The following is a 16,213-nucleotide window of genomic DNA, read 5'->3' on the forward strand; positions in this document are numbered from 1 at the left end:
GTGGTTAATTCATTTTAACCGTAATTATCAGGCATATGGTCTATGGTGCAGAAGTCAGCGTCCACAAGATCTCACCACTATAGGTCCCTTGGGTGGCGCCACCATCAATGTTCAATAGTAGTCCGGTGTCACCACTCCAATCATTTGCCACATTCGTCGTCTCGGCAGTCCCGTCCGAGCTACCAGTATCAACGGCGACGGCCGTCGTCCCCAGCGTCTGTGGTTTAGCTGTCGGCGTACTCTTATAGATCAGTGCCCCATCCAGCTCATTGCCGGGGGCATCCACGTCATTGCGGTAAAGTCCGTTTGTCTGTGCGCTCAGCGACCAGGTACTGCCCTTAGTCAGCGTATCATCCACATCTAAGGTCCAACCACCATCCCGTTTGACGGTCTGGTCACTCCCCGTGAGGAAGGTTGGCGTGAAGGTCAGCTTGGATGACGTATCGCCAAGCTTGATCTGGCCAATCGTCACGGTCGCCGTAGCCGTAGCAGAATTCTCCGTACCGTCTGTGGCATAGAGTTCAAGCTGATGGGGATTGGGCGTGGTCGTCAACTTACTGCTGGGAACCGTGACGCTAAATGTCCGCGTCGTCCCACTGCCAGTCGGGTGCGCATCAGCAGCGGGTAAAGTATAGTCGTTACCATCCCAAATGGCATGCAGTGTCACATCGGCATTAGCCGTACTCGTGGCGGGCACGCCAATCGTCCCCGTTACCTTGGCCCCACTCGTCGCGCCCGCATTGATTGACTGCGTTTGACTATTGGCAGCGAGATTCAGTGTCAGCGCGGATTTGGTCACGTTAAAACTTGGCGTCGTGGCCGTAGTAATCGCGTTACTCCCGATAAATTCACTCGTCGCCACAGCCCGCGATCCAGCTGTGTTAGTCACCGTGCCATCCAGCGTCACGGTAGCCGTGCCATTGGTGGCTGCGGACAAGTCGCCCAAGTTAACGTCGACATAGCCATCGCTAGCCGGCGTCGTGCTGAAGCTATGGTTAGCACCGTCGTTATCAATTTGATAACTCCCACTATTGAGCGTAACACCGTCAGGTACTTTCAGTTTGGCGTTAATCCCCTTCCAATCACGATTGTTACTCTGATCACTAAGATTATAGATCAGCTGTACGCGATCATTACCCTTAACAAACGAAGACCCCGTAGTAATGACCTTGTTCTGCGTCTTGTCGGTCATTGTCACATCTGACTTGGCCTCAACCTGCGTGGGTACTTGTTCGAAAACGACCAGGCTGGTTTCAGTCCCTTCATTGGCAAGATCAGTGTCCGGTGTATCACCCGTAGAACCGGTAAAGCCCCAGTAAACATCGGGATTATTCTCGCTGACATTTAGTTTGTTTAAGTCGATATCCTCCGTCACTGACTCTGCATCGCGATTAGGCCCACCCGTCGTCGGGTCCTCATTGTCATAGGTGTAGGTCATCTGACCATTGGTACTTCCCGATGTGGGTGCCTTGTAGTCAATGACCACGTGGTGCCAAGCAGCATCACTGATGATATCAGTACCACCCGGGTCTTGAATCAATCCGATATGCTTCTGCGTATAGTAGTAGCCCGTTCGTGGGAAAAGCGAGAATCCCGGGAATGTTGCCGCCTGACCCGTTCCAGTGTAGGTATCATCCTGAGCGGGATAGCCCGATGCCAAGTGCTGGCTCTTAATATCTTCAGTAGGGGTCGCAGCATCAGTGCCGCTATACCCAATGCCTTGGCCATTGTCGAAGTCACTGGGGACTGTACTGCTAATATTCCATCCAGAAGCGGGCACGGTCTTATTCAGCCGTGTGTCGAATTCCAACGCCCAACTATTCTGAATTGCGGTGCCAGCAATCGCATTATTCGTCGCTGACCTGGGATCAACACCCCAGACACCTAACGACTCGCCAGGCCCGGAGAAGGCTCGATTGCCCTCATTAGTTCGCGTGTCATTCTGCAAGACAAAGGCCATGCCGTCGCCGACCTGTTCACCCGTGACGCCACTCACGTAGATCCACATAGAGGCTCGTTGATTCTGATACATGTCAAACGACTTGTCATGTGACCACACGGCACCCCCAGTATCATGGGCCCCATATGAAGAAAGCTCGACGCCGTCCATGGGAGCTAGCGAGGATCGGCCGGAATCTGGCAGAATTTTTGCCGCATTCGCCACGTTATTAGTGCCTAACGACCCGGGCACGTCAAAGTATCCCTTGCCATCGACTTTAAGTCCCTGCGGTGCCGTCTGCATCACATCACTAGGTGCCGTTGATGCGGCGGCTGACGTTACCCCCTGCCACAGGCTTAGCGCCACAATTGTCATGACGCTCAATAAGATTTTATTTCGTAGCTTCATTGCTATGCTTCCCTTTTGAATTTCAGGAGTAATCGTCTTGGATTACTCGGTGTACCGACCAGCTACAGGCCTGGTGATAAGCTTATTTCACGTCAAAGAACCTGGCAATGAATTTCGCCAGATTCGTTCAATTTCAACTTAATTTCTATCAAATAAAGTATAGCACCTACATTAATAAATTAAAGTGACCTACCTACTTATTTCATTTCAACCAAGCATAGCTGCTTACACCTCAAAACAAAAAAATCACCCACGTTTCCGCGAATGATTTCTGTTTCAAACATTAAACAGCCGAATTAACAAATGTCCAATGGATGGTGCCACTATAATTACCAGCCGATGCGCCACCTCTTATAAGTAATCTAATTCCAGAATTATCTGTCCAATTCTGCGCAATGTTAGTCGTCTTAGTCGTGTCATCGCCACTCGGCGCGCCACTAGCAATCGGTGTAGCTGTAGCTGGTGAGGTTCCCAAAGCCTTATCTGTACCATCCGCCTCCGGATAGACCAAGTTGCCATCCAGAGTCGTCGTGACGGCAGTCTGCTTAGGATCAGTCGTTAATGGATCAGCATACGCGTAGAGTTGCCAATTACCACTTCCTGGGGCCCTAGAATCAACCACATCTAACCCCCAATCGTTGTCTCGCTTGAGTGTCGTGTCTGCCCCCGAACCAGTCAGAGTCATATTTCCGAACGACATATCTTCACTTGTATCACCTAAATCTACCGTCCCAGCAATAATCTCAGTAGAAACGACTGGTGACCGTCCATCGTCTGGATTATTATCCGTTGCATAAAAACTCACGGTATTAGAGCCCGCCTTCAACTTAGAGTTAGGTATCGTATAATGGAATCCAGTCGTTCCATAGTTTCCATCATAATAATCGTCGTCACCCTGTTTGAAAGTATCTTGTGCAACGCCATTCAACGTCGGATGAATGGTTATATCTGCTGGCATCACATTTTTGTCATCTGGGACGACCACACCAATAACCTTAGCATCTGCTCCCCCCCCATAATTCACATGCCACACTCTATCGGAGGTTTCCGTGTCTATATCCATAGACAACTTGGACTTCCCAATATTGAAGCCTGTTAGCTTAGCAGTAGAAGACGCATTAGTCCCCTGGAAGTAACTCGTTGTACTGTCTTCAGTCGTAGCAACATTTGATGTCGTCCCATAGAGTGTAATCTTTTCTTCTTGTGTATCAGTCAGTGTCACACCATTACCATCACTGCCCAACGCAACTGGAAGTTCTGTACCATTTAGCTTTGAAATATCAACACTACCACCATCTGAGCCGTCAGGACTTGTTATCCTTCCAGAGGAGAGTTGAATACTCTTAGGAATAGTCAATGAAGCATTAACGTTCTTCCAATCCTTCAAACCACCATCACGCTTAAATGTATACTCAAGCTTGACTGGCGTTCCACCAGAAATCGTAGGTGTTGAAGTACTACCGTCTACCGCAGTGTAGTTTCCTGAATCGTCTTTTGTACTCAATTTAGCCGTTGCACTCGTTTCAGCTTCGCCTGGAATTTGATCAAAAGCAACCAGATTATTTTCAGTTGCTTCGCCGGTTGAACCCGTGAAGCCCCATCTAACTTTTGTAGTGTCTCCAAACGCACTAAGCTTAATGGGCACCGTGGCACTATCTGTGGAGGCCTTAGCTAATCCCGTTTCAGGATCTTTGTCGTTAAACGTATATTTCATCTTGCCATTAACATCCCCATTTACTGGCGGCGTATAATCAAGCGTAATATGATGCCACCGACGATCGCTCATTCCATATCCTGTAGCACTTTCACCTAAGTAACCCAAATGCTGCATTTTATAGTAATAATAGTCTGTTGGTGATTTTTGCCAAGTTTTTCCAAATAGTCCTGAAATTGTACTCCATGTTGTCTTTACACCTGTCTGCGTCGCTGACGAATAAGTCTCAGTCTGCCCAGGATAATTTGAAGCAATATGATTGATATTACTAGGGATTGCAGTCCCGCTACCACTTGGATTTCCTGAAGAATCAAAACTGTTATAGTAATTTCCCAAATCAAAAGATGCAGGACTCACATCATCCAGATTCCATTGAACCTGACCTATAAGTGCTAGTGCAGTACCAGTAGCTGGTGGCGTATCCACATTGCTATGTGTATCAAACTCTAAGGCCCAACTTTTCTGAATTGCCGAAGTTGCCAAATCATTCGCTGTATATTCTTCAGGATCCACACCCCAGACTCCCATGCTCTCACCTTTACCTGGCACATCTACAGTCCGATCTGTACTACTGCTCTTCCCCCACGTTTTAGTCCCAGAAAAAGCGTTTACACCATCGTCATCATTCTGAAGTACAAAGGCCATACCATCACCAATAGACTCAGACTTATTATCACCTTCACCACTCGTATAAATCCACATTGAGGCCGTTTCAGGTTGTGTCAGATCAAAAGTTTTGTCAACAGACCAGATAGACCCCCAAGTGTTCTTATTAGTACTACCAGCCTTAGAAATCTGAATCACTGAATTCCCAGTTCCAGCAGGGCTTCCAACACCCTCGTTGCTGCCCATCACCTCTGCGACATTTTTCCCTGTAACCCCACTAACGTCATTACTAATTTTAAAGTAGTCTTTATATTCTGCACTTGATAAATCTACACCTTGTGGTGCGCCTGCTAATGCTGCGGCGTTAGTCTCATACGTTGGCGCATCTACAGCTTGGGCGTTAATCTTGTTTGACCACAGCCCTAGTCCGGCCACAGCCAAAGTCACAGCCACGCCTAATATTCCCTTCTTCATTTGCATCTAAATAACCCCCTCGTCCGAATATTTTCGGGCTTTTCGTGCATCCTCAACTTTTTAAAAGTGCATTATTTTTTCGTTTTATAGTGGCTAACTATCCAATTTGGCCCCTTATCAAGCCAAGCGACTCATTCAACGTATGTATTTTAACTAAATTTACTTGATACCCGCTAACGAATCCTGTTAAGAACATTTAACCGCCCTAATAAATATAGTATACCATCAGCGGCTCATAAATATAAGAGTAAATATTGATAATATTATAGTTAACAGCAAGTACAACAATCGCTTTAATATCAGCATTTAAGCCGTTTTCACAAGAGACATCTCCGCTTTAGCTGTATTGCTATCACTAGTCTTGTTCGTAGCTGATTTGTTCACAAGAAATCACTTATGTAACATTAAATTTGCCTAAAAATAGGACACCAAAAACAATCCAATTTTTCGCGAGTTTTAGCATTTCGGCCTAAAAAAGGTGCCGCCCGTAATCATCACGGGCGACACCTCTCTCTTTTAAACTATTCAACTGAATTAACAAATGACCAATTAATCGTTCCAGAATAAGCGCCCTCAACCGCACCACTGTTGACCTTTAGCCGGATACCAGTATCAGCCGTCCAATCAGCCGCAATGTTGGTTGAGCTGGCCGTACCATCTGAAGTGCCACTTGCAATCACCGGTGAGTCGCTACTATTCAGGGTCGTGGTAGTCCCAGCCTTATCCGTGTAGACAAGCGCGCCATCCAGTGGCGTACTCGTTGCCGTCCCGTTAAGGTACATACCATCAGTATTGGCCGTAACTGCCCAGGTACTATTCTTGGTCTGGCTGTCATCCACGTTCAGGCTCCAATCGTCCGAGCGGTCAACGAGGATACTCCCACTACCAGTCAACGTCGTGGGTTCAAAGACCAAATCACCACTTGTGTGACCAAAGCCCACCGTTCCGGCAGTCACCGTGGTCGATACCGTCGCTGATTTGTCACCGGCTGTATCGGTCGCGTAGAAACTAACGGTATTGTCTCCGGCAGTTAACTTACTATTAGCGATGGGATATTTGAAACCATACATGATTCCGTTGGTCACATCATTTAAATCTACAGTATCTTGTGCCTCACCATTAATCGTCGGATGAAGTGTAATGTCATCATTATTCATCGTCGTATCAGACGGCACGGCCACCCCTACAACAGTAGCGTCGTCAGAACTGCCAGCGTTAACAGCTAAAGTACTACTGTCCTCATCCAATGCCATCGCTAGTGCTGGATTAACCTTCTTGGTAATGGTGAAGCTCGGTGTCTTCGCCGTCGAGGTCGCGTTGCTTCCCACGAAGTAACTCGTTTGCGACGCTTCACTAACATCACTGGTAGATGCCACATCCTTGACTTTTCCGTATAAGGTCACCGTGGCCTTCTGCGTACCACTCAAGGTCAACCCACTATCCGCCAGTGGCACTGACAGCTTCTGACCGTCGCCTGCAGAAGTTGGTGCCTCAATCTTCGACACATCGACTTTGTTATCGTTGCTATCCGTGTAGCTGGCATCCGGGTACGCAATCGACCCCGAAGTCACGTCAATATCATCCGGAATCGTGAGATCCCCATTGACCGACTTCCAATCTTCATCTCCGCCAGTCCGTTCCAACGTATACGTTAGCTTAACATCGCTGTCACCGGAAACGGAATCGCCATCGCTGACATCATTAGTGTAGTCACCGGCATTATCCTTAGTAGTCATCGTTGCCGATGCGGCAGTCTGTGCCTCACCAGGGATCTGATCAAAGACAACCAAGTTATTTTCTGAATATAATCCAGTTGATCCGGTAAATCCCCAGCGAACCTTGGTCTGACCGGAACTTAGATTAAACTCACTCAAATCAATTGGAACCGTCGCATAGTCCGTCGACTTCTGCGGCAGACCCGTATCAGGATTTTTATCGTTATACGTGTAGGTCATGGACCCCTTACCACCGGAAGTTGTCGGTGGCGTATAGGTCACGGTGATATGATGCCACCGGTGATCGGAAAGTTTCCCAATACCGCCCGTGGCCCCTTCATCTAAGAGGCCTTCATGTTGGAGATTGTAGTAGTAGAACGTCCCACTCCCATTGATCATGTTTCCCGTCAATGGATTTTTAATTTTTCCTTTGCCGACAACACTAGTCCCAGTATACGTGTCGGTATCCCCGGGATAATTAGACGCGATGTGGGTGTCCGTAATCTTAGACTGGCTGGACGGTGTATCAGCCGGTCCACTGATATCGTAGGATGAAGGATCACTGTCCGCAAAATCATACGAGCTATTCGTCCACCCAATTAAGGAGCCCCAGTAAGTCCCCCGTTGCGGCATTTCATTATTCGGGAACGTGTCAAATTCAAGTGCCCAACTATTTTGGATTGCCGACGAAGCTGGGTTGGTATTGTTGAAATACTGATTCGCGACACCCCAAACGCCCATAGACTGGCCGGGCCCGGAATAGGCATCGGTTCCGCCATTCTGGAGAACGAAGGCCATCCCGTCACCAACGTTTGCCGTATTTTCACCACTCGCATAGATCCACATCGAGGCCGTTTCACTCTTACTCAAGTCAAACGATTCATCCGTCGACCAGATTGTCCCCCAACTATCCTGCACGCCGGCTTGAGAAATCTGAATGGCTGAGTTTCCAGTGCCAGCCGGACTCCCGGCCTTGACCAGTTCGGCCGCGTTGTTCCCAGTCGCCGAGTCCACTGATTTATCAATGGTAAAGTAGTTCGCATCCAAGCCGTTCTGCAGGTCAACCCCCTGAGGCGCGCCATCTAAAGCTGCTTGGCCGGTATTAAAAATTGTAGAATTGGCGCTAGCCGATATCGTCGACCACCCACCCAATCCAGCTATGGTCAGTACGGCCATTCCCAACATGCTCTTCTTGATATTCATCGCACGAACCCCCTTGCCCGGTAGTCGACCGGCTCACTCTAATTTCCTCAACTCGACGTATGACACTATCCATTCACTCATTCGTGGAAAACTAACTTTGGCTATGAAGATGTGCTCTCCCATGGCTGTTTGTTAGTCATCCTAGTAAATATAGTATACCATCATGAGACGGATTTTGTTCGACGTTTCAGGGGATTGATTGTTGGTTTTAAGATTGCTTTAAGGTACCGCCATTTAAAGGATTATTAGGCTTTAAACATTTAGCACTAGTTTTGCCGCGTTATAATTGTATGCTGATTTTAGTTACACATCATTTGCTTTATAACGTGCTCAATTTTTGCAATTGTTCAACTAAATATACGTTATACCAAAAAGAGAATCATACCCTTTCCATTGCCAATACCGCATAGATTTTTCTTAACGTCATACACCGTCATTTTCATTAACACGTTATCAAGAATTCAGTCCAAAACAAAAACACTCTGATGACGATCGGCATTTCTGCTAATCTTCATCAGAGCGTTATTTTATAATCTATTCAGTTTCGTCCGTGTCATCATCTTTCTTCCGATTCTTCATCAGTAAGTAAACGATAATGGCTAACAGCAGGACAATTAAAATCCCACCACCAACGAACCACCAAAGATAACTCTTCTGTGGTGTATTGATCCGGTTCTTCAGTGAACTAATATCCTTTTGGGTAATCGTAAAGTTCTTAGTGAACTGCCAGTGATAACCACCCTTGGCATACGCATCAAGTTTCAATGTGTAATCACCCGCAGTTAACTGCTTGTCACCCCAAGGAATGGAGTAATTGAAGTTCGAATTAGGTGCCATTGCCATACCTTCCTTAGTCTGACTCAAGACAGTCTTTGAACTACCTTGCTTTGTGACCTTAGAAACCACCTTCAACGCCTTCATCAAACCTGGACGAGGATTTTGTAAATTGGCTTGAACTTGACTAAAGCCATTGATTGATCCGGCTTTAACCGCATTCAATCGCATATCAGGCGCAACATCAATACCGCTCTCACGCAAACGAACACCCACTACGTAAGCAAAAGCATTGCTAATCGTCACACCATTCTTCTTGCTACCCGTGTTGTTATCTTTAAGCTCTTTGACATAAACACCGCCCAAGATCATACCGTCGATCTTCTTGGCTGGCATTTTGTAATTTACAGAAACTTTCTTAGAACTCTTTGCATTAACGGTAACTTTCTGCGTATCATTTTTGCCAAATACGTCCTTGATACCAACTTTTAGAGAACTATCCAGTTTGGGATTGCTTTGACTATAATCGATAACCCCGTTGGTATTGGTCATTGCTTGATTAACACCAACCTGGAACTTCTTTGCTGACTTGCTTGAGTTATGAATAACAATCGTTAGTTTTTGTTGTTCATTGGGCTTTACGCGAAGTGCAAAGTAAGTCACTTTCTTATCATCCTGATTTTTTGGCGTTATCGTGCTAACTGAGTATCCAACACTTTCCGCCTTCGCAGTCTTAGTCTGCTGCATCCAACCAAACGCTACTAACAACGTCCCTAACGTTACTAATACCCTCAACCAACGTTTCATGGTCAACCTGCCTCCATCATTTTATAAACCGTTTTCTTCATTGTAACAAAGAATGCGGTAGCTGTCGCTACCGCATTCCGAATTTAATATTTATGGTAATTCAGCTTGTTTTTTAACTATTTGGTTAATTAGCCAGCGTAAGGAGTATTAGCAATTGTCCAGGTCAAACTTGAGGAGTAAGTACCAGCAGCGTTACCACCAGCAATATTTAAGGTTGCATCATTGATTTGATTTCTCCAAGTACCATAACCGTTACCAGCAGCAGCGGTCAAGACAGGAACTGCGTTGGTCTCACCAGGAGTAACAGTCGTTGTGGCACCAGCACCCGCAGCAGCGCTACCAATAGTAGCAGGCTTTAAAGTGTTGTCAGTCTTCCCATCGATATCAGCATTATCAGTTTCTGGTGTACCCTTCAAATCAATAGTAGCACCCAATAACGTCTTTTTCGAGGTTGTATCAGTGAAAGTAGACGCAGCAACCGTTACGTTCCAACCAGCATCACTACCACTATTAACAACTTCAACGGCCCCGCCCTTAGCATCTTTATTAGTCGAATCACCATTTGTTGTAATTCCGGCACCTGAACTAATATCGAAATTGTCAGCCTTACCAGTAACTTTATGAGTACCGAAAGCCAAATCTGGGGCAGCAGTTAATGATACGGCCCCATCATGAGTACCAGTACCATCACCTGGAGTCAACGTAACAGAGGCGTCAGTTGATTGACTATTAGTGTCATCCGCGTTAGCAGTAACAGTAGTGAACCCAAATCCAGCAGCAAGTGCAACAGTAGCGATTAATTGTAAAGTTTTTTTAGTCATGATATTTATCTCCCTCAACTTGATTGTCTTTGTTCTTTACTCTTCTAAACTTCTTGTCCAAAGCGACGACTCTATTTTATGAACCTGCCCCAACTAAAGGCGCTTTATTGAACCATCTGATGAACTCATCTGATTACATAAGTTATAATAGCACGGATTTTGTCTTCTGTCCACAATTAATTATGTGTGGGGAGGATTGTTTTTCTCAAAACTGTTTAATAGTATATGATTATGTTTACAGTATACACAGATAAGTGACGTAATCGCTGGTATATCAGCATTTGTCAAGAGTCAATCTTCATGGTACGATTCATTTTATTAGCTCAATTCAATAAAAATTGTCACGTGATAAGCTATTTTTCATTATCGTTAACAGGGTGTTTGCTCACCATGGGATTTAGTTGAGCAATCGAACCAACTTTAAGGATTCCTTATTTATCAATGCCCCCAGCATTCCGACTCCATGTAACCCCTTTCAAAATTTCACAAGCAAAAAAATTTCAAAAAAAATAACATTTTTTGCAATTTCGCAAAAAATGTCATGATTTTCTTAGTTTTTATTGTTAAATCCACTGTGGAATCCTTTTTGAACCGAGACTGGTGCATCCTTATAGGCCATCTGCTTCACGTAATTGCCACGAATCATCAACCGATTGGCCCCGGTCGCGTCACAGGTAATCAGCGTCACCATGGTCTTCTTGGTCTGGTCGACCACCTTAACATCCGTTGCCGGAATGAACTTTCGTACACTGACCTTGTAGACGAAGACCTTCTTAGCGTTTGTTAAGTAAATTGGCTGACCGACCCGCGTCTTCCAGTATAGCGGACTGAATAAAATCGTTTGTGAACTCATGTGATGCCCCGCCAACGGATAATTTCCCTGACCCATCTGTTGGTCCGGCCGCATGGTACCAGCCGTCAGTGCCAAGACATCATTACTGAGACCCTTGGCAATCGGCAAATGAATCTTTGACTGCGGCATATAGATTTCACCCACCACATGGATATTAGCCGTATTCCAACGCGCGTTGGCCACAGTTGAGAAGTCCAGAGATTTAACCTTACTGAAGTCGTATGACGCCTTTTTCTTCTCGTTCTTCTGCACGGTCTTTTTGGAGATCCGCGGTTGATAGGAAGAAATCAGCCAATTTTTAATCTGTTCGTTAAAGATCAGCCCGAGTGAGATGATAATTAAAATGATAAAAATTGTCGTCCAGAACCACCGCCAGCGATGCTTGGGCTGTTGTTGCTGTTTATCTGCCATAGTTACTGCCACTCCCCCCAGCTTTTCGTTATCTTCACTGGCAAATTTTACCCCATTTACTGTTAAAAACAAAGTGAAATCATTCCACCACGCACCGTGACCAGCAGCTTTCACCGCTTAGTCTTCGCATTCTGACAAGACTTGAAAAGACAGTAAAGGCGAGAAGCCCATCAGCCTCCCGCCACATCGTCATTTATTTTTTACTTTTCTTATCCGGCTTAACCCCTGCCGTAACCCGTGGCTGCCGATTTCCCCGTGCCGCTTCCTGAGCCACCGCCTTTTGCGCGACTAGATTCAGGAAATTAAAGGTATCGTCGAAGTTCGGATTGAACAGCATATCCACAAAGGCCAGGTCATCGATCGTATTCCGGTTCTGAATCGCAATCGAAATCGCATTAGCTGACTGGGCCACCTCGTGCTTACTGAAGAGCTGGGCTCCTAACACCCGTCGATTATCACGGTCATAGACCAGGTTGATCAGCAGCTTATCCGTCGTTGGCATGTAGTCCGGCCGCCAGGTGCCCTCAAAGGTCACGCTATCTGCATTCAGTCCCGCTGAAGCCGCATGACGCAACGTCAGCCCGGATGAAGCCAGCGTCCAGCCAAAGATGTTGATGGCCGAGGTCGCCTGAGTCCCCATGTAGCGTTGCAGGTTACCAAAGACGTTGATACCGGCTAACATCCCCTGCCGCACGGCGTTCGTTGCCAGCGGCGTATAAGCGGGTTGCCCCGTCGGATTGAAGTTGACCACACTGGCATCCCCACAGGCAAAAATGTCTGGATTTGAGGATTGAATGTAATCATTGATGATGATGGCCCCGTGACGATCCATCTTCACTTGCCCGCGTAAGAGCCCCGTGTTGGGGACAAAGCCCGTGCTGACAATCGCTACATCCGCGCGATACGTCTCATCATCGGTCTCAATGGCGAGTCCCTTATCATCCTGAGCGAACGACGTCACTCGGCTATTCAGGGCCACCTTGACGCCTTGTTCCCGTAAAATAGCAACGACCTTGTCTGATAAGTTCTGATCAACGTAGTGGTCCAACAGAATATCCTGCGATTGAATCAATAGAACTTCGTGGCCGGTCCGTGCGTAGCTTTCCGCCAGTTCGGTCCCAATATAGCCCCCACCAATGATGGCGATACGCTTATGATCCTTGGCCGCCTGATAGACCGCCTTCGCCTGTTCGTAATTTTTACACAACAGAACCATGTCTTCATCGATACCGAAGATCGGTGGCACGTTGACCGTCGAACCGGTAGCCACGATAAGCTTATCGTAAGTGTCGTTGGTCAGCTCGCCGGAGTCCATGTCGACAACTTCCACTGTCTTAGCGGCCGCATCGACCTTCAAGACATTGTGTCGCGTGAGGACGTTGGCACCCAGCTCCATTAACTCTTCCGGGGATGAATAGAACATGTCCTCCAGGTGTTTAACCTGGCCATCCAAGAAGAGCGAAATTCCCGTCGACAGGAATGATACATTGGTGTGTCGTTCATAAATGGTAACTTCCGTGTCGGGATGATCCTTTAGGATTTGAATCGCAGCGTTCGTCCCCGCATGGGTGCTTCCAACAATAATGACCTTCATCATAGTTCCCCCTCATATTCTACAACGTATAAATCTAGCTGTGTCCTTCGGCGAGCACACAAAAATCGGGCAACTTGTAAGGCCCATTTTAAATCCAATTATCTACTTTATGACAGTCCGCCAGCTTTTCCCCTCAAAAGACGGCTAATCATCCAAGGGTTGAATTACCCATTAAATATTAACCACTGATATTACTGCGATTATTGATATATCGGGCGTTAAGCGGCCTATTTCAGTACTGATAGTGTATTCTAACCCAATTAACTTAATTTGTCAAAACAAATCCCTTCACAATTATCGAAGTCCGCATTCTATCGGGGGTTCGCCAACCAAAAAGCTAAGACAAGTAGGCTCTAGCCTAACGCATAGTGTACATGATTAATGCTGTGATTTTGCTTACTTAATGGCTTTTACAAACTGGGGATTGCTGATGATATAGCCACTAGAAACTTTTTTAACGGCGCGTGTTGTCTCGGCGAAAACAGATAGTCTTCCTGATTCTCACCGAAAAATGTGTACAAAAAACCGGTAGCAGTTATACACTGCCACCGGCGACAAATCATATTTATTATAATTAGTCGTTTGCCAAGCCGTACTTCTTGTTGAAACGGTCCACGGCACCATCGGCCTGAGTAAACTTTTGCTTACCAGTGTAGAATGGGTGTGAATCTGAAGAAATTTCGACACGGATCAATGGGTAGGTGTTGCCATCTTCCCATTCAACCGTTTCGGCTGAAGTTGCCGTTGAACCAGACAAGAACTGGAAGCCAGTACTTGAGTCTTGGAACACAACTTCGTGGTAATCTGGGTGAATTCCTTGCTTCATAATGTATTACGCTCCTTTGCCCTGGTTCATCTACTGAGCCAGAGATTGATTTAATCGTCAACCGTTGAATTATACCATGAAACCCAATTACGAGCAATGGCTAATCTTGGCCGTTTTCTACCAAACTTTCTTTACTCACAATCTCAACATCCGCGTTCAACGCCGTCAGCTTAGCCACGATGCGGTCGTAACCCCGCAGAATATTGTCGGCCTCTTCGATTTCAGTATCGCCATCGGCCATGAGTCCCGTGATGACCAGTGCGGCTCCCGCCCGGATTTCACCGGCTTGGACCTGACTGCCAGTCAGCTCCTCACTCGGATCGACCACAATCATGTCGTCTTCTGAACGAATGTTGGCGCCCATCTTCCGCAATTCTGCAATGTGCATGATTCGCTTAGGATAGATGGTATCAATAACCACGCTACTCCCATTCGCCCGGAACAGTAGCGGTGTTAATGGCTGCTGCAGGTCCGTCGCAAATCCAGGAAATGGGATCGTCTTGATACGAATCGGCTTTAAGTTCTCCGAACGTGGCACGTAAATGCTATCTTCGTTGATCTCTAGTGGAACTCCCATTTCAATCATCTTGGCCGTAAAGGCTTCGAGATGTTCTGGAATCACGTTCTTAATGACCACGCCATCCCCGACGGCCGCAGCCATCGACAGGTAAGTCCCGGCCTCGATCCGATCCGGAATAATCGTGTGGGTGTTCATCGCCCGTAGTGTTGGCACACCCTCGATGCGAATCACATCGGTACCAGCCCCACGAATATGCGCACCCATGTTGTTCAGGAACGTCGCAACATCGATGATTTCGGGCTCCTTAGCAGCATTCTCGATCACCGTCGTCCCCACGGCTTTGACCGCCGCGAGAATCGAATTGATCGTGGCCCCAACTGAGACCATGTCCAAGAAGATCCGGGCGCCGTGCAAACCTTCGGGACCGGTCGTGATGCGTACCGTGCCGTCATGTTCTTCCACCGAAGCACCCAAGGCTTCGAATGCCTTGATATGCTGGTCGATTGGCCGTGGACCAATGTTATCGCCACCAGGGAAACTCAGCGTGGCCCGTTGGAACCGCCCCAACAAGGACCCCATAAAATAGTACGATGCCCGTAAGCTCTTGATAGCCTTACTAGGTAGCGGTGCCTCAACGATTTCAGTTGGGTCAATGGTCAAGACCCCATCTTCAAACGTTGAGTGCACGTTCATTGATTTTAGAATTAACATTAAATTGTGCACGTCAAGGATATCCGGTACCATATCAAAACGGACCGGTGTATCAGCGAGAATCGCTGCCGGAATTAAAGCCACTGTGCTGTTTTTGGCGCCACCAATCGTCACTTCTCCGGAAAGACGACGGCCGCCGTGAATTATCATTTTTTTCATTATGAAGCTATCCTCACTTAATAATCTTCCTTTATAATTCCATACAGTCAGATACCATGATAAATAATGCCGGGCAAAAAGACAACACTTTCCCGGGATTCTGGCCAAAATGTAATATTAGCCGACTACAATACCTCGTCTCGGAGGTCATCTAGGTTCTTGGCGAGTATGGTGTCGATAATAATTTGTGTTAATTTATGCGGGGATTCGGGCATGCCGTCCTTCACCCATTTTTTTAAAATATTCTGTAGACCCGCACCGATGTACGCGCCTTGATAGTCTGCGATATGTGGTGGTTTGGGCCCCATGTGGGCGACCAGCTCCTGCATGCGTTTCAACAGGTCGGTCCGCCCCTCGATGAAGACCAGATTGCTTAACTTCTTGTCTTCATAAAAAGCCGTCAGAAGGTGTTCTAAGGCCTGACTGGGCGTTGCCCCCTCTAACGGGTGCAGAGCGGCCACAAAGGCCTTCTCAATGCTCTCCACGCAATCATAGATGTCGGTGTAATACCGGTAAAACGTTGTCCGGTTCACATCGGCCTGCGTACAGACCTCCGTGACTGAAATGGCGTTAATCGGTTTACTCTCAAGTAAAGACAGCACGGTTTCTTGAATCACCCGCTGGGTATACTGGGCACGCCGATTATTCTTAACACCAACCATAGATTTCACTCCTATT

At 46.9% G+C, this 16,213-nt stretch carries 10 protein-coding genes; all 10 read right to left on the reverse strand.

What is annotated here, in order from left to right; all coding sequences use genetic code 11:
* Window positions 1-40: 40 nt before the first annotated feature.
* A complete protein-coding gene (locus tag EKM73_RS07215) occupies window positions 41-2,347 on the reverse strand; it encodes an L-type lectin family protein (RefSeq protein ID WP_125701296.1) in 2,307 nt (768 codons plus the stop codon).
* A gap of 283 nt (window positions 2,348-2,630) precedes the next feature.
* A complete protein-coding gene (locus EKM73_RS07220) occupies window positions 2,631-5,147 on the reverse strand; it encodes an L-type lectin family protein (RefSeq protein ID WP_125701297.1) in 2,517 nt (838 codons plus the stop codon).
* Between the two features lie 515 nt (window positions 5,148-5,662).
* The gene (locus tag EKM73_RS07225; protein ID WP_125701298.1) at window positions 5,663-8,059 is read right to left on the reverse strand and encodes a hypothetical protein; all 2,397 of its coding nucleotides are present in this window, start codon (window positions 8,057-8,059) and stop codon (window positions 5,663-5,665) included.
* A 534-nt stretch (window positions 8,060-8,593) separates the two neighbouring features.
* On the reverse strand, window positions 8,594-9,640 hold the full coding sequence (locus tag EKM73_RS07230; RefSeq protein ID WP_125701299.1) for a DUF916 and DUF3324 domain-containing protein: 1,047 nt from the start codon (window positions 9,638-9,640) through the stop codon (window positions 8,594-8,596).
* A gap of 128 nt (window positions 9,641-9,768) precedes the next feature.
* Window positions 9,769-10,461, reverse strand: a complete 693-nt coding sequence (locus EKM73_RS07235; protein ID WP_125701300.1) for a WxL domain-containing protein — start codon at window positions 10,459-10,461, stop codon at window positions 9,769-9,771.
* A gap of 550 nt (window positions 10,462-11,011) precedes the next feature.
* Window positions 11,012-11,725, reverse strand: coding sequence for a class A sortase (locus tag EKM73_RS07240; RefSeq protein WP_125701301.1), 714 nt, complete (start codon window positions 11,723-11,725; stop codon window positions 11,012-11,014).
* Window positions 11,726-11,918: 193 nt separating this feature from the next.
* Entirely contained in the window at window positions 11,919-13,319 is a 1,401-nt protein-coding gene (locus EKM73_RS07245) for an FAD-dependent oxidoreductase (protein WP_125701302.1), read from the reverse strand.
* Window positions 13,320-13,893: 574 nt separating this feature from the next.
* Window positions 13,894-14,145: a type B 50S ribosomal protein L31 gene (locus EKM73_RS07250; RefSeq protein WP_125701303.1), complete on the reverse strand. Its 252-nt coding sequence runs from the start codon at window positions 14,143-14,145 to the stop codon at window positions 13,894-13,896.
* Window positions 14,146-14,245: 100 nt separating this feature from the next.
* Window positions 14,246-15,535: a UDP-N-acetylglucosamine 1-carboxyvinyltransferase gene (locus EKM73_RS07255; protein ID WP_125701304.1), complete on the reverse strand. Its 1,290-nt coding sequence runs from the start codon at window positions 15,533-15,535 to the stop codon at window positions 14,246-14,248.
* Window positions 15,536-15,660: 125 nt separating this feature from the next.
* Window positions 15,661-16,197, reverse strand: coding sequence for a TetR/AcrR family transcriptional regulator (locus EKM73_RS07260; RefSeq protein WP_125701305.1), 537 nt, complete (start codon window positions 16,195-16,197; stop codon window positions 15,661-15,663).
* Between the last annotated feature and the right edge of the window lie 16 nt (window positions 16,198-16,213).

Origin of the sequence: Levilactobacillus fuyuanensis (assembly GCF_003946395.1) — a bacterium.
Taxonomy (GTDB): domain Bacteria; phylum Bacillota; class Bacilli; order Lactobacillales; family Lactobacillaceae; genus Levilactobacillus; species Levilactobacillus fuyuanensis.